The organism is Thalassobium sp. R2A62 (genome assembly GCF_000161835.1).
Taxonomy (GTDB): Bacteria; Pseudomonadota; Alphaproteobacteria; order Rhodobacterales; family Rhodobacteraceae; genus Thalassobium.
On sequence record NZ_GG697169.2, the window covers coordinates 3,100,899 to 3,114,029 of the forward strand.

Consider the following 13,131-nt stretch of genomic DNA (forward strand, 5'->3'; position numbering starts at 1 on the left):
CGTTGGGAGACCAGCGCGGCCTTTTTTGCGTCTGGCTCTTGGTCAGGCCACCCGTTAGAAACCCAATCAAGGGGGAACGACAATGACTGCGATCACGCCGCAATCTGGCATTATGGACATCAAACTGTACCAAAGTGGCGCATCTGGTGCCGAAGGGCAGTCCAATGTTCTCAAACTTTCATCGAACGAGAACTTGGCGGGACCAAGCCCCGAAGCCATTGATGCCTACAGTCGTGCAGGACGCGGCCTGAACATTTACCCCCCGACCGATCAAATCGCCCTGCGCACAGCGATTGGCGAAGTCCACGACCTCGACCCGGAGCGGATCATTTGTGGTGTCGGCTCGGACGAGATTATTACCTTTTTATGCCAAGCCTACGCTGGCATCGGCGACGAGGTCCTGTTCACTGAGCACGGATTTTCGATGTACCGGATTTCGGCACTCGCGGCGGGCGCGACCCCTGTCGAGGTGGCCGAGCGTGACCGTGTTGTGGATATCGATGCCATAGTCGCAGGCTGCACGGACAAGACGCGACTGGTGTTCATTGCGAACCCCGCCAACCCGACCAGCACGATGATTTCAGTCGCGCAGATGTCCGAGCTTGCCGAGCGGCTACCGCCCCATGTGATCCTCGTTCTAGATGGCGCCTATGCCGAATTTGTTGATGGCTATGATGGTGGTGCTTCGATTGTTGAGGCGCGCGAAAATGTTGTGATGACGCGAACTTTTTCGAAACTGTATGGGTTGGGCGGATTGCGCGTGGGTTGGGGGTATGCCCCCCAAGCGATCATTGACGTTCTGAACCGCGTGCGCGGGCCGTTCAACCTATCTGTGCCAGCGCTGGCTGCGGCAGAAGCGGCTGTAAGAGACCAAACCTACGCAGACAAGTGCCGTGCAGACAACGCTCGCTGGCGGACATGGCTAGCCGAAGCTTTAGCCGCGCTGGGTGTGCCGTCTGACACGTCGCTGGCAAATTTCATCCTCGCGCGGTTCGCAACCAAAGTCGAAGCAAATGCATGCGATGACTTTCTCAAGACCCAAGGGATCTTGGTCCGGCGGGTTGGTGGCTACGGGTTGCCCAATTGTTTGCGGATCACCATCGGGGACGAGGCGGCATGCAAACGGGTCGCCCATGCAGTCGCGCAATTCAAAGAAGACGGAGAGACCGGATGAGCGAGCTATATGATCGAGTGGCGCTAATCGGTTTGGGGCTCATCGCCTCGTCCATCGCCCATGGTATTCGTCGCGCAAATCTGGCGCATGAAATTGTTGGCTATGCCAAATCCGAAGCGTCGCGCACCACAGCCCGCGAGATTGGGCTGTGTGACGTCGTGACCGACACTGCCGCAGATGCGGTCAAAGGGGCCGATCTGGTGATCCTGTGTGTCCCTGTCGGTGTCATGGGCGGGATCGCTGTGGAAATCGCACCTCATTTGATGGATGGCGCCACCGTCAGCGATGTTGGATCCGTCAAGCGCGCGGTGATCGACGCTGTTGGCCCCGCGTTGCCCGACAATGTGCATTTCATTCCAGCACACCCGATTGCGGGAACCGAAAAGTCGGGACCGACGTCTGGGTTTGCTGAACTTTTTGACAACCGTTGGTGTCTGATCGTGCCTGCCGGCGAAAATGTCGATCGTGTCGCCGTATCGCGCCTCACCAATTTTTGGGAAGGTCTGGGCAGCAACGTCAACGTGATGGATGCAGATCATCACGATTTGGTGCTGTCGGTCACATCACATGCGCCGCATTTGATCGCTTACACGATGGTTGGGGTCGCCGATGATCTCGCCCGTGTTAGCGAGAGCGAAGTGATCAACTATTCAGCGTCTGGGTTTCGGGATTTTACGCGCATTGCTGCCAGCGATCCGACCATGTGGCGCGATGTGTTCCTGAACAATAAAGAAGCCACGCTCGAGGTCTTGGGGCGTTTTACCGAAGAACTTTTTGCGTTGCAGCGCGCAATCCGCACGGGGGATGGTGAGCTGCTTCATGCCTATTTCACCCGTACCCGCGCGCTCCGCCGTGGTATTGTTGAGGCCGGACAGGATACAGAGGCTGCGAACTTTGGCAGACAGGATGGCGGAGAAAACTAATGCGCAGATTTGCGGGTTCGATCGCAGTGCTTTTGGCGGGATCAGCTTTGGCCGATGGGCCAAGCCAATCGCTCCGACCAATCGCACGTGACGTCGCGCAAACAATTCCAGCAGTCCAAGAAGATCGGATTTCAACATCGAGCGTCGCCAGTTTGCGACCGCTGCGTCCTCAGTTGCGCAATGATGCTGTATTGGCCGAACGCGCCTTTCAAAGCAGTGTGATCGTCTACCGGGCGACCAAACATGCACCTCTTTTGACGGAACGTCCGGTAAATAGACCGGCCGCGATTTTGGCAATGGGCCAGCGACGTTCTGATGAACGGGCGAGGGGTGCGGTCTGTGGGGATCTGAACATCCACGGCGAGGCAATTGCCGACATACCGAGGCGGATCGCTGGCTGTGGTGTCGTAAATCCGGTGCGCGTGCGTTCTGTTGCCGGTGTTCTGCTTAGCACCCCCGCGCGGATGGATTGCACAACGGCACGCGCGTTGCGCACATGGGTCGAGAACGGTGCAAAACCTGCCGTTGGGACCCAAGGGGGCGGCATTAGATCATTGCGTGTCGCAGCGGGCTTTGCTTGCCGGATGCGCAACAACCAACCAGGCGCCAAGGTTTCGGAACATGGCAGTGGTCGTGCAATTGATATTGCTGGCATTGGGTTGAACGACGAGTCCGAGATGAGCGTTCTAACCGATTGGAACAGCGGGGCCAAAGGGCGCGCCTTGCGTCAGATGCACCGCGCTGCGTGTGGGCCGTTCGGCACCGTGCTTGGCCCCGAGGCGGATAGGTTCCACCGCGATCATTTCCATTTTGACACGGCGCGGTATCGCAGCGGATCGTACTGTCGCTAGAACCGGATACGGGGCACGCGACCCAGTGGGATGAACCCTAGGCTCATGGCGCCACTGCGCATCTTGACGGTGACCTCGACAGGACCGTCGCCGTCACCGGACATCCCAGAAAGCGTCGCAGATAACATCTTTTGGCTGCGCAAATCCAACACACCCACTGACTGTAGGGCGGCGACCATCGCAGGCCAGTTGCGCAGGGCAAGCGTGACTTCGCCCGTTGGAAGACCTGTCGTGTCGAGATCCAGATCGCCTGACATCGCCACGCTCATATCGCCCCACGTTATGGACACATCTCGCATGTTGATTTCGGTCGGTTGCGGTTTGTTCACTGGCGACGTGTGACGGTCTAGCGGACGGTCTAGCGCGACTGTGGCGTCAAGTTTGACCAGATCGATCGCACGCGGCAGCGACCCAGAGGGATCTAGCAACGCAGCCGCGTCATCGGGCAAATTCAACCGCTGCACATCAGCATAGAGATCATAGCCGTTGGTGCGCCCTTCGGCCTGACGAATAGATGACAACGACCGATCAAAGCGTAACTCTTGGGTGTCCCCAAGCAGCAAAGCCGCGGCGTCAATTTCCATCGTGCCGCGGTTCAGCGTGAGATCGGTGTTCGGATCAAAGGCGACGCTGGCACGCATGTCTTGGGTCAGAACTTCGACATCTTGGTTTCGGGTCTTGACGGTCTGTGTGTTCGGCCAAACGGTGATGATCTCGTTTGGCTGATAGCTCAGTGCAAAAATTTGAACAAAGGGCGCGGCCCATCCCAATCCTGTCGCCGGATCGGTGATATCGATGTTTTCGATCGTGGTATCAAACCGCGAAGGAAAGCCACGGGTGGTTAGGCTATCATAGCTGATATCGAGCCCATCAGCCTGCAGTTGATCCAGTGCGGCGATGCCACCCTTTTCGGCCGCAGACGATCCGACAAACCAATATCCGCTGTAGCCTGCTGCGGCGACGAGGATAAGCACAAAGAGTTTACGCATCTGACGGGCCTTTCCCATAAGTTGGGCGTTGTTTATAGCGACAGACAAAGGAGAACCAGCAGTATGAGCTTTTGGGTGTTTGGTTACGGGTCGCTGTTGTGGAACCCTGGGTTTGATGCGGCTGAAACCGTACGGGCGCGATTGGATGACTATTCGCGCAGCTTTTGCATGCTGTCGATCCATCACCGCGGCACAGACGAGCATCCGGGTTTGGTTTTGGCCTTGGATCAGTCGGCTGGCAAAGCATGTACGGGTCTCGCGTTGCGGGTCGCAGACGATGATCATGACCGTGTGCTTGCGTATCTGCGTGAGCGCGAGCTGATTTCATCGGCTTATGTCGAGGACACCGTGACGCTGCACGCAGATGACGGGCGTGCGTTGACGGCGTTGGCCTATGTGATCAACCGCGAACACGAACAGTATTGTAATTTCCCACTCGAAGAGCAGGCACAGCGCATTGCCCACGCGACAGGTGGGCGGGGGCCGAACACCGAATACCTGTATAATACGACACAGATGTTGGACGAAATTGGTGTCCGTGACGACGATATGACATGGCTCACTGGGCGTGTCCGCGAGCTTGCTGGCGATACCGCATAATTTATTTGGGTTTTGCCGGCATTGGACGTATCCTAGCCCCAGTTGAGACAGAGCAGAGAGGACCCGTCCACATGGACACCAAGGGCCCCGAGACTGAACCGCAATTTTCCCAGCCGGTCAGACAAATTACATCGATGTTGATCGTGCTCGCGCTGGTGGGCGTGGGCGCCTATCTAGTGTACCCCAGCGTCGCACCTGTGTTTCTGGCAAACCCCTACCTGAACGGCTTTATCGTTTTGGTATTCTTTGTAGGTGTCATCGCCTGTTTCTGGCAGGTCATCACGTTGATCAGTTCTGTTGGCTGGATCGAAGGATTTGCAAAGGAACGTTTGGGCCATAATTTGGTCAAAGCACCGCAATTGCTGGCTCCGTTGGCGTCATTGCTGCGGTCTCGCGGCGCGCGGATGCAGATGGGCGCCAGTTCGACCCGTTCTATCCTCGATTCCGTCGCGACGCGGATTGATGAGGCACGCGAGATCACGCGCTATCTGGTCAATATGCTGATTTTTCTCGGCCTCTTGGGGACGTTTTATGGCTTGGCCACAACGGTTCCCGCTGTGGTCGATACGATCCGTTCACTTGCCCCGACCGAGGACGAAGGCGGGGTCGAGGTCTTTGGCCGTTTGATGACCGGCCTTGAGGCGCAGCTCGGCGGTATGGGTGTCGCCTTTGGATCGTCTCTCTTGGGGCTTGCAGGGTCGTTGATCCTAGGATTGCTCGAATTGTTCGCAGGCCACGGTCAAAACCGGTTCTACCGCGAGCTTGAGGAATGGCTGTCGACGATCACGCGCGTCAGTTTCTCTAGTGGCGAGGATGGTGGCAGTTTTGAACAGGACGCGATGACCACCGTGCTTGATCACATGGCCGAACAAATGGAGAGCCTGCAGCAAATGTTCGTTCAGTCGGACATCAGTCGCGCGCAGGTCGATGAACGACTAGATAATCTAACGGGCGCTATTGCGGGGCTCGCGAATTCATTGAACACCGGCGGCGGGTCTGCAGCACTGGACCGTGTCGCCGAAGGGCAGGACCGACTGATCGCCCAGCTGGCCGAAGGTGGCGGGGCAGGTGGTGATGGTATGGATGCCGAGAGCCGCATGCGACTGCGGTCGATCGATGTCCAAATGCTCCGTATTCTCGAAGAGATGGCCGCAGGTCGCCAAGAGACTATGGCCGAGTTGCGCACTGACCTTGCCGCACTCAGCCGCGCGCTGCGGCAACAGAACCCTCCTGCGCGCAAACGCGCCCCCAAGGAGTAACCGATGGCGCTGAGCCGCAGATCAGGACAGCGGTTCCAAGCCTCGATCTGGCCGGGGTTTGTGGACGCAATGACAGGGCTATTGCTGGTTCTGATGTTCGTGCTGACCATCTTTATGGTTGTGCAATTTGTTCTGCGCGAAACGATCACTGGACAAGAAACCGAACTGGACCAACTGACGGCCCAAGTGATCGCGCTGAACGAGGCCTTGGGTATTTCCCAAGCCGACGCTGCGGATTTGCAAACACAGGTTGGAACCCTCACCACCAATCTCGACAATGCCGCCCAAGAGGCTGCAACTCAGTCTGCATTGATAGCCAGCCTGACCGCTGAACGAGATGCCCGAACCGCCGAACTGGCAGCGGCCACAACGCGGATCACAGGGTTCGAGGCCCAAGTCGCTGCCCTATTGGCAGGCCGCGATCAGGCGCGCGAGCAAATCGCAGGGCTTGAGGCAGAGCAATCGCGGCTGCTTTCTGAACAAGAGGCGCTGAACCTTGCGCTGGCGCAATCGCGCGATGAAATTGATGCCGCTGCTGAGGCCGCGCGATTGGCGGCAGCCCGTCGCGACGCACTTGATGCTTTGATTGCTGAATTACGGGCAGAACAGTCTGACACAACCGCAACGCTTGAGGCGGCACAAACGCAAATCTCTGAGCTAGAAGCACAGCAGTTGGTAGATGCAGCAGCAGCCGAAGCGTTGCGCGCAAAACTACAGGATGCGGATGCCGAACTGACCGCAATGACCCTCGCACTCGAAGAGCAAAGGCAGGCCGCTGAGGACACGTTGACCTTGCTCGCCGCGGCCAAAGCCGCACAAGACGATGTTGCCGCCCAACTGGCAGCTGCGCTGCTCGCCCAAGAGGTCAGCGATGGCGACCTTGAGGCGGCTCGCACCGCGCTAGAAGGAGCGCTGGCCGCCAATGCGGATCGGTCGCAAATCGAGGCACGGCTCGCTGCGGCACTGCTTGAGAACGAAGACATCAATGCCCAAGTGCGTGCGGCCCAAGCCGCAATTGAGGCGGGTGGCGAAACAACGTCGGCGCTGACCGCCGAACTGGGTGCTGCGAACGATGAGATTGCAACTCTGACGTCGCAAATCGGTGCGTCCCAGACCGAGGTTGCGCGCCTGCAAGTCGCGTTGGATGCGGCCCTGGACCAAAAGGCTGCGGTCGAGGCTGATTTGGCCGCGGCCCGTGCGGCTGCGGATCAAGCTGGCGCTGGTGCTGCTGATCTCCGTGATCAATTGGCCGCGGCATTGGCCGAACGGGACAAGGCGATCAATGAGCTTGCTGCAGCGCGCGCCGCGATGGATGCACAAGGGCAGGGTGCAGATGCTCTGCGAGACCAGCTCGCAGCGGCCTTGGCTGCGCGTCTCGCGGCCGAGCGTGCGATCGAAGATCGCCTGACTGAAGCAGAGCAGCAAGAAACGCTTCTTGCGGCTGCGCGTGCGCGATTGGCAGAGGAACAGGCGATTTCAGACGAAGGCCAGCTGCGGATTGAGGCGTTGAACCAACAGGTCGCGCAATTGCGCACCCAGCTGGCATCGCTTCAAACCCTTCTCGATGTGGCCTCGGAACAAGATGCGGCATCGGACGTCGAGATTCAGGCATTGGGCGCGCAATTGAACGCGGCATTGGCGCGCGTCGCCCAAGAACAGCGCAAGCGTGCCGAGTTGGAAGAAGCTGAACGAAAGCGGCTCGAAGCTGAAGCTCAAGATCTCGAGCGGTATCGCTCAGAGTTTTTTGGACAGTTGCGTGACTTGCTCGAAGGTCAAGACGGTGTGCGGATTGAAGGCGACCGCTTTGTGTTTGCATCCGAGGTTTTGTTTCGTCCTGGCAGTGCGGATTTGTCCGACGCTGGTCGCGATGAGATTGCAAAAGTCGCGGGCATCCTGCGCGGTGTCGCGAGCGAAATTCCACCCAGTATCAATTGGGTGATCCGCGTCGACGGACACACTGACAACACCCCGTTGTCAGGCCTAGGTCAATTCGCCAACAACTGGGAACTGAGCCAAGCACGGGCTCTGTCTGTTGTGCTTTACATGGTTAATTTTCTAGGCATTCCACCAAACCGTCTGGCCGCCAATGGCTTTGGCCAATACCAGCCGGTGACCAACGGGGATTCAGACCAGGCGCGGGCCCAAAACCGCAGGATCGAACTGAAATTCACGGAACGCTAGGGGCGTTCCACGGTCATTTCGGTTTGGGACTGGTCGAGAATTTCACCATCACGGATCAGCTTGATAATTGCTGAATAGCGCCCGGTAGGCCAAGCGTTTGCGCGCAGACGTTTCCCGCCCGCGCGGAAAAACTGGGCTTGGTTACGTTCCAGCGTATTTTCACCCTCATAGAGGATCGTACCATCTGGCCCTGTGATGGTGATTGCCATGGTGTCGGCCACTTGCCCGCCATAGGCAAAGCCCCACGCCACGAGGCTTGCCGCGTTAGCCACAAGGGTGGTTTCATGGGCGCCGCCGGCCTTGATGTCGTCAAATGCAGGGACTTCCTCGGAAAAACCAACGGCCAAAATCCCGCCAGGGACATAGTTAATCGGGTCTTCCCACAATGTGGTTTCTGTATTGTTGGTGCATGATATTCCGCCGTCTGCATCAAACGGGTCAATCACGGTGCCCCGATGCCGAACCGAGAGATGCAGATGAGGGAATTCGGTCCGACCGCTTAGGCCGACTTGCCCCAAAACGGTATCCGCTGCGACCCGGTCGCCTTTGGACACGATGATCGAGTCCTGCATCATGTGGCAGTACTGCGTTTCCCAACCGTCGCCATGACGAATGACCAGGCCATTGCCGCATTCAACACCATCGACTGACGGTGCGTCTGGTGCGTTGCTTAGGATGTCGGGCATGTGGTTGCGTGTGGCGACCACGGTTCCCGGTGCGGCGGCAAGCACGTCAACGCCCGCAGCCTGATCCGCGAGTGAATAGAGCCCAAAATCGGTACCCTTATGGCCATCATAGGTTAGTTTCGAACAGCGAAAGTCAGAGGTCCCGCTGCTGGCGTCGTGATCCACGTATTGCTGAATATAGCAGGTCTCACCCAAGGTGCAGGCGATGGGTTGCCGCAAAATAGGATCCCTCGCAACGGCTGGCGTTGCGAGGGTCAGAGCCGCCCCAATTGCGGCATGTGTCGTCTGTTTGATCAATCGGCCGTCAACAGCGGTGGCTTGTCGCCCTTGTCAGAGAGGCGCGGTTGTTCTGGGGCAAGTGTTTCCAGATGCAATTCACCCTTTTTGACGCCCACTTTGACCACACCACCTTTGGCGAGCTTGCCGAACAGTAACTCTTCGGCCAGCGGTTTCTTGATGTGTTCTTGAATGACGCGGCCCAGAGGACGCGCACCCATTTTGACATCATACCCTTTGTCAGCCAGCCATTCTGCAGCCGGTTTTGACAGTTCGATGGTCACGTTGCGATCCATCAGCTGTGCCTCGAGCTGCAGCACGAACTTCTCGACGACCTGAAGGATGACATCCTTGGGCAATGGAGCAAAGGAAATGGTCGCATCAAGCCGATTTCTGAATTCTGGCGTAAACGTCCGTTCGATCGCGGCAGTATCTTCACCCTCGCGGTGATCACGGCCAAATCCGATCGCCGCCTTGGCCAGTTCGGTTGCGCCCGCGTTCGATGTCATGATCAAGATCACATTGCGGAAATCGACGGTACGACCGTTGTGGTCGGTCAATTTGCCGTGGTCCATCACCTGCAACAGAATGTTGTAGACGTCAGGGTGTGCCTTTTCCATCTCGTCGAGCAGCAGAACGCAGTGAGGGTTCTGATCAACACCATCCGTCAGCATGCCACCTTGGTCAAAGCCAACATAGCCAGGAGGTGCACCAATCAAACGCGAAACCGCATGCTTTTCCATGTACTCGGACATGTCAAAGCGCAGCAGCTCGACGCCAAGCGTGTCAGCCAGCTGTTTTGCAACTTCGGTTTTACCGACGCCGGTTGGACCCGCAAAGAGGTAGTTACCAATCGGTTTTTCAGGTTCACGCAAACCGGCACGCGCTAGCTTGATCGCTGAGGACAGAGCATCGATTGCCGGATCTTGGCCAAAGACAACGCGTTTGAGCGATTTTTCGAGATCGCGCAGAACCTCGGCATCGTCTTTGCTGACGTTCTTGGGCGGGATACGCGCAATTTTTGCGACGACGGCTTCGATCTCCTTGGCGCCAATTGTCTTGCGACGCTTGGATTCAGCAACCAGATGTTGAGCAGCGCCAGCTTCATCGATGACGTCGATGGCTTTGTCTGGCAGCTTGCGATCGTTAATATAGCGCGACGATAGCTCGACTGCAGTCTTGATCGCATCCGACGTGTATTTGATCGAATGGTGCTCTTCGAAATACGGCTTAAGACCGCGTAGGATTTTGATCGCGTCTTCGACAGATGGCTCGGTCACGTCGATTTTTTGGAAACGACGCGACAGGGCGCGGTCTTTTTCAAAGTGCTGACGGAATTCTTTGTAGGTGGTCGATCCCATGCAGCGCAGCTTGCCACCCTGCAATGCAGGTTTCAGCAAGTTAGACGCGTCCATCGCGCCGCCTGATGTCGCACCAGCACCAATGACGGTGTGGATCTCGTCAATAAACAAAACAGCGTCTGGATGATCCTCCATCTCGGTCATCACAGCCTTGAGCCGCTCTTCGAAGTCACCGCGATACCGTGTGCCGGCCAGCAATGCGCCCATATCGAGCGAATAGATTGTGGCCCCAGACAGGACTTCGGGTGTCTCACCTGCAACGATCTTGCGAGCGAGGCCTTCTGCAATTGCAGTTTTACCCACGCCAGGGTCGCCTACAAGCAGCGGGTTATTCTTGCGACGACGGCACAGCACTTGGATACAGCGCTCTACCTCGTGGCTGCGACCGATCAGTGGGTCGATCTCGTTCTTGCGTGCTTTGGCGTTCAGATCGACGCAATATTTCTCGAGCGCGGATTCTTCTTTTTCGGTTTCTGGTGCGCCCAGCTCGTCGTCGAGATCGGGCGCGCCGCTGACTGGGCGTGCTTCGCCAAACGCCGGATCTTTGGCAACACCATGGGCGATAAAGTTCACAGCATCATAGCGGGTCATATCCTGCTCTTGCAGGAAGTACGCCGCATTCGATTCACGTTCCGCGAAAATCGCCACCAGCACGTTTGCGCCTGTGACTTCGTTGCGGCCAGAGGATTGCACATGGATCGCTGCACGCTGGATCACACGCTGGAATGCGGCCGTTGGAACCGCTTCGGATCCTTCGACATCGGTGGCGAGTGTGCTGAGATCATCTTCGATGAATGTCGTGAGGGTTTTGCGCAGATCATCGAGATCGACTGAACAGGCCTGCATCACGCGGGCGGCGTCGGGTTCATCGATCAACGCAAGCAACAAATGCTCGAGCGTTGCGAGCTCGTGATTGCGTGCATTGGCGAGCGCCAAGGCAGAGTGAATGGACTGTTCCAGCGTGTTCGAGAAAGACGGCACGTCGCGTGCTCCTCATAATCGGGGTCGGGGTGGGCGAGTGCCCGTTCCAACCGTGGCCTCTAACTCTTAAAGTTTGGCTTAAATCGCCGCACTTCAAGCAGTTTCTTCGTTTTTCGGGTCACAAAATCACCATTCGGTGTGTTCGGCCCTGTTTTTAGCCCTCAAATGGGGCGTGTCTGTGGCGTTTTGCCCTAGAATTGATCCTTGGCGCGGCGCACGTGAGCGAAGACTTCAGACGCATTCGCACCTGCCATACCGACTGCGTGTTGCAGATCGGGGTGATCTGCGCGCAAAAACGGGTTTGTGTTGATTTCATCCGACAATAGGCTGGGTACAGTTGGCACGCCTTTGTCCCGCGCCGCAGTAACGGCCCGGACGCGAGAGATAAGCTCGGAATTGTCAGGTTCAATAGTCAGCGCGAATTTGGCGTTGCTCGCGGTATATTCATGGCCGGAACAAATGACCGTTTCAGGTGGCAAAACACGCAGTTTTTGCAAGCTTTTCCACATCTGCGCGGGTGTACCTTCGAACAAGCGGCCACATCCCAACGCCATCAGGCTATCGGCAGTGAACGCAGCATTTGCAGCCGCGAGGTAAAACGCAATGTGGTTAATGGTGTGACCCGAGACATCAAAGACTTGGACAGGATGATCGCCAAACCGCATGTTCGAGCCTTCCTCGACCGTGTCTGTGATCAATCCTTCTGGCATGCGGTGCATATCGGCGGCAGCTGCAGTAACAAGTGGCGCAATCCCCTTGGCTGCAAGCGCGTCCAATAGCGGGGCTAGGCCATCAACGTGATCCCAATGATGGTGCGTGATCCAAACGTCGGTCAGGCGCCAGCCACGACGGTCAAGCTCGGCCAAGATCGGTTCATGATCGGCCACATCAACCAGTGCTGTCGCCGTGCTGACAGGGTCGTGGATGATGTAGGCATAGTTGTCTTCAAGACAGGGCAGGGTGACGATTTCGATTGCCATAGCTTTTGCGCGCCTTGCTGTTATCGTGGGTACAACTGTCGCAAGGACGGAGCCAATGCGCAATGCATCTTGATGTGGTGGATCTACGCAGCTTTTACTATCGCAGCACGCTTGGTCGTGCCGCGCAAAAAACCGTGCGGAATCATTTGCGAGAAATGTGGCCCGAAACCAAGGGCCAGTCGGTTGTGGGCTTTGGGTTTGCTGTGCCATTGCTGCGTCCGTTCTTGGGCGAAGCGCGGCGGGTTGTCGGGCTCATGCCGGGACCACAAGGCGTTATGGCGTGGCCGGATGGCGCCGATAATATCAGCGTCCTGTGTCAGGAAATGCTATGGCCGATTGAAACGGGTACCGTTGACCGGTTGGTCGTGATGCACGGGCTCGAGACGTCTGACTATCCAGCTGCCCTGCTCGAGGAATGTTGGCGCGTTCTAGGTCCGGGGGGGCGGGCCGTGTTTGTGGTTCCGAACCGCGCAGGCCTATGGTCGCGGCGCGACCAGACGCCATTGGGGTATGGGCGGCCCTATTCGTTGGGCCAGCTTGAAACGCAATTGCGCAAACATCGGTTTGTTACAGAACACACGTTGTCTACGCTCTATCAACCACCCTCGCACCGCAAATTCTGGCGCAAGACAGCCGCTTTTTGGGAGCGTATGGGAAGCAGTTTGCCGTGGATCACCGCGGGCGGGGTGTTGATGGTCGAAGTCAGCAAGCAGGTCGCGGCAAAACCTAGGTCTGGTCTAACAGAAAAAGTGCGCAAACCGCTGCGTGTCCTAGAAGGGATCGCGACGCCCGAACCAGCAAGAGGTCGGGCATCGCCAAGAACGCAGCGCCTAGAACCTTAGGCGTCTGTAAGAGCTGTTGCTGCGACGA

At 57.4% G+C, this 13,131-nt stretch carries 11 protein-coding genes; 7 read left to right on the forward strand and 4 right to left on the reverse strand.

The window, feature by feature from the left end; genetic code table 11:
- The first annotated feature begins 82 nt into the window (after positions 1 to 82).
- From hisC to TR2A62_RS15450, 3 genes are read left to right on the forward strand one after another with little or no spacing between them, the layout of a single operon-like run.
- On the forward strand, positions 83 to 1,174 hold the full coding sequence (gene hisC / locus TR2A62_RS15440) for a histidinol-phosphate transaminase (RefSeq protein ID WP_009160019.1): 1,092 nt from the start codon (positions 83 to 85) through the stop codon (positions 1,172 to 1,174).
- Positions 1,171 to 2,097, forward strand: coding sequence for a prephenate/arogenate dehydrogenase family protein (locus TR2A62_RS15445; protein WP_009157309.1), 927 nt, complete (start codon positions 1,171 to 1,173; stop codon positions 2,095 to 2,097). Before hisC ends, TR2A62_RS15445 begins: the two co-directional genes overlap by 4 nt.
- Positions 2,097 to 2,948 (forward strand): extensin family protein, encoded by an 852-nt coding sequence (locus TR2A62_RS15450; RefSeq protein WP_009159002.1) that lies wholly within the window; start codon positions 2,097 to 2,099, stop codon positions 2,946 to 2,948. Before TR2A62_RS15445 ends, TR2A62_RS15450 begins: the two co-directional genes overlap by 1 nt.
- On the opposite strand, the gene TR2A62_RS15455 is transcribed toward TR2A62_RS15450, so the two are convergent.
- Positions 2,945 to 3,937, reverse strand: coding sequence for a DUF2125 domain-containing protein (locus TR2A62_RS15455; RefSeq protein WP_009157915.1), 993 nt, complete (start codon positions 3,935 to 3,937; stop codon positions 2,945 to 2,947). The two genes, TR2A62_RS15450 and TR2A62_RS15455, sit on opposite strands and share 4 nt — an antisense overlap.
- A 63-nt stretch (positions 3,938 to 4,000) precedes the next feature.
- Here TR2A62_RS15455 and TR2A62_RS15460 point away from each other — a divergent pair, with 63 nt between their 5' ends.
- From TR2A62_RS15460 to TR2A62_RS15470, 3 genes are all read left to right on the forward strand, one after another.
- The gene (locus tag TR2A62_RS15460; RefSeq protein WP_009160574.1) at positions 4,001 to 4,537 is read left to right on the forward strand and encodes a gamma-glutamylcyclotransferase; all 537 of its coding nucleotides are present in this window, start codon (positions 4,001 to 4,003) and stop codon (positions 4,535 to 4,537) included.
- A 71-nt stretch (positions 4,538 to 4,608) separates the two neighbouring features.
- A complete protein-coding gene (locus tag TR2A62_RS15465; protein WP_009158147.1) occupies positions 4,609 to 5,796 on the forward strand; it encodes a MotA/TolQ/ExbB proton channel family protein in 1,188 nt (395 codons plus the stop codon).
- Between the two features lie 3 nt (positions 5,797 to 5,799).
- The gene (locus tag TR2A62_RS15470; protein ID WP_009159298.1) at positions 5,800 to 7,977 is read left to right on the forward strand and encodes a peptidoglycan -binding protein; all 2,178 of its coding nucleotides are present in this window, start codon (positions 5,800 to 5,802) and stop codon (positions 7,975 to 7,977) included.
- Here the strand turns inward: TR2A62_RS15470 and TR2A62_RS15475 are convergent.
- From TR2A62_RS15475 to gloB, 3 genes are all read right to left on the reverse strand, one after another.
- Positions 7,974 to 8,960, reverse strand: coding sequence for a M23 family metallopeptidase (locus TR2A62_RS15475; protein WP_009158962.1), 987 nt, complete (start codon positions 8,958 to 8,960; stop codon positions 7,974 to 7,976). The genes TR2A62_RS15470 and TR2A62_RS15475 overlap by 4 nt on opposite strands.
- Positions 8,957 to 11,281 (reverse strand): ATP-dependent Clp protease ATP-binding subunit ClpA, encoded by a 2,325-nt coding sequence (gene clpA / locus TR2A62_RS15480; RefSeq protein ID WP_009160106.1) that lies wholly within the window; start codon positions 11,279 to 11,281, stop codon positions 8,957 to 8,959. Before clpA ends, TR2A62_RS15475 begins: the two co-directional genes overlap by 4 nt.
- Positions 11,282 to 11,472: 191 nt before the next feature.
- The gene (gene gloB, locus TR2A62_RS15485) at positions 11,473 to 12,261 is read right to left on the reverse strand and encodes a hydroxyacylglutathione hydrolase (protein ID WP_009157644.1); all 789 of its coding nucleotides are present in this window, start codon (positions 12,259 to 12,261) and stop codon (positions 11,473 to 11,475) included.
- Positions 12,262 to 12,323: 62 nt separating this feature from the next.
- Between gloB and TR2A62_RS15490 the strand changes: the two genes are divergently transcribed.
- Positions 12,324 to 13,103 carry a class I SAM-dependent methyltransferase gene (locus TR2A62_RS15490; RefSeq protein ID WP_009160152.1) on the forward strand — a complete coding sequence of 260 codons (780 nt, stop codon included), beginning with the start codon at positions 12,324 to 12,326 and terminating at the stop codon, positions 13,101 to 13,103.
- Positions 13,104 to 13,131: the final 28 nt, after the last annotated feature.

Excerpts from the sequence above, each read along its gene's own strand:
- hisC (WP_009160019.1), top strand. The coding sequence starts at position 83 with ATGACTGCGATCACGCCGCAATCTGGCATTATGGACATCAAACTGTAC.
- TR2A62_RS15445 (WP_009157309.1), top strand. The coding sequence starts at position 1,171 with ATGAGCGAGCTATATGATCGAGTGGCGCTAATCGGTTTGGGGCTCATC.
- TR2A62_RS15450 (WP_009159002.1), top strand. The coding sequence starts at position 2,097 with ATGCGCAGATTTGCGGGTTCGATCGCAGTGCTTTTGGCGGGATCAGCT.
- TR2A62_RS15455 (WP_009157915.1), bottom strand. The coding sequence starts at position 3,937 with ATGCGTAAACTCTTTGTGCTTATCCTCGTCGCCGCAGCAGGCTACAGC.
- TR2A62_RS15460 (WP_009160574.1), top strand. The coding sequence starts at position 4,001 with ATGAGCTTTTGGGTGTTTGGTTACGGGTCGCTGTTGTGGAACCCTGGG.
- TR2A62_RS15465 (WP_009158147.1), top strand. The coding sequence starts at position 4,609 with ATGGACACCAAGGGCCCCGAGACTGAACCGCAATTTTCCCAGCCGGTC.
- TR2A62_RS15470 (WP_009159298.1), top strand. The coding sequence starts at position 5,800 with ATGGCGCTGAGCCGCAGATCAGGACAGCGGTTCCAAGCCTCGATCTGG.
- gloB (WP_009157644.1), bottom strand. The coding sequence starts at position 12,261 with ATGGCAATCGAAATCGTCACCCTGCCCTGTCTTGAAGACAACTATGCC.
- TR2A62_RS15490 (WP_009160152.1), top strand. The coding sequence starts at position 12,324 with ATGCATCTTGATGTGGTGGATCTACGCAGCTTTTACTATCGCAGCACG.